Here is a 999-nt window from a genome sequence, read left to right as displayed (position 1 = left end):
CCGCCATTGACGTAACCCATCTCTTCTGGCTTCAGGGCGCGCTGAAATTCAGCATCCTGTTCGGCTATATTTCCGTACTGATGGGGCTTCTCATGGGACAGGTGCGCGTATTCTACGCCATGTCCCATGATGGGCTTCTTCCCGCCATTTTTGGCAGACTCAGCCCGCGTACCCGTGCGCCTGCTGTCTCTCACCTCATCTTCCTGGTGGTGACATGTCTGCTTGCGGGGCTCGTTCCGATTTCCGTGCTCGGCAACATGACGTCAATCGGAACGCTCCTTGCCTTCGTACTGGTCTGTGTGGGCGTGCTCATCCTGCGTGTGCGCGAACCGGAGCGGCCGCGCATCTTCAAGGCGCCAGGCGGGCTGTTGATGCCGATCTGTGGAATCCTGAGCTGCGCAGCCGTCATGCTGTCCCTTGACGGACTGACCTGGCTGCGGCTGGTTCTCTGGCTGGGCGCGGGGCTGTTCGTCTACGCCGCCTATGGGATCAAGAAGAGCAAACTCACCTCGAAGGAGATGTGATGATGATCACCGGGGCTTTCCCAACCACGAGGCCGCGTCGCAACCGTTTTGACGGCTTCACGCGTCGCCTGGTGGCCGAGACCACGCTGACCACCGACAACCTGATCTGGCCAATCTTCGTCTGTGACGGCCAGAACCAGCGCAGTGAGGTGGCTTCCATGCCCGGCGTCGCGCGCGTCAGCGTCGATCTGCTCGAGGCGCATCTGAGCGAAGCTGTCGGATTGGGCATTCCCGCGATTGCCCTCTTCCCGATCACCCCCGCCGATATCCGCGATGCCACGGGTCGCGAGGCCACAAATCCAGACAATCTGATGTGTCGGGCGGCACGGGAGATCAAACGTCTCTTCCCCGACCTTGGTCTGGTGGGAGACGTAGCCCTCGACCCCTACACCGATCACGGCCATGACGGCCTCATCGAGAATGGGTACGTGGTGAATGACGCGTCGGTAGAAATACTGGCGTTGCAGGCGCAAAA

General features: G+C 60.8%; 1 protein-coding gene and 1 pseudogene. Both read left to right on the top strand.

Annotated elements, in window-relative coordinates:
• Window positions 1-524: APC family permease (locus C0V97_RS18140; RefSeq protein ID WP_127103763.1), on the top strand; the 524-nt coding region annotated here is incomplete at its 5' end.
• Window positions 525-526: 2 nt separating this feature from the next.
• Window positions 527-999 (top strand): annotated as a pseudogene (locus tag C0V97_RS18135) (porphobilinogen synthase); the annotation flags it as partial.

This window comes from Asaia sp. W19, from assembly GCF_003994335.1.
In the GTDB taxonomy this organism is placed as follows: domain Bacteria; phylum Pseudomonadota; class Alphaproteobacteria; order Acetobacterales; family Acetobacteraceae; genus Asaia.
Note: the sequence above shows the minus strand (reverse complement) of the source record. Positions and strands in the feature narration are given on the sequence as shown.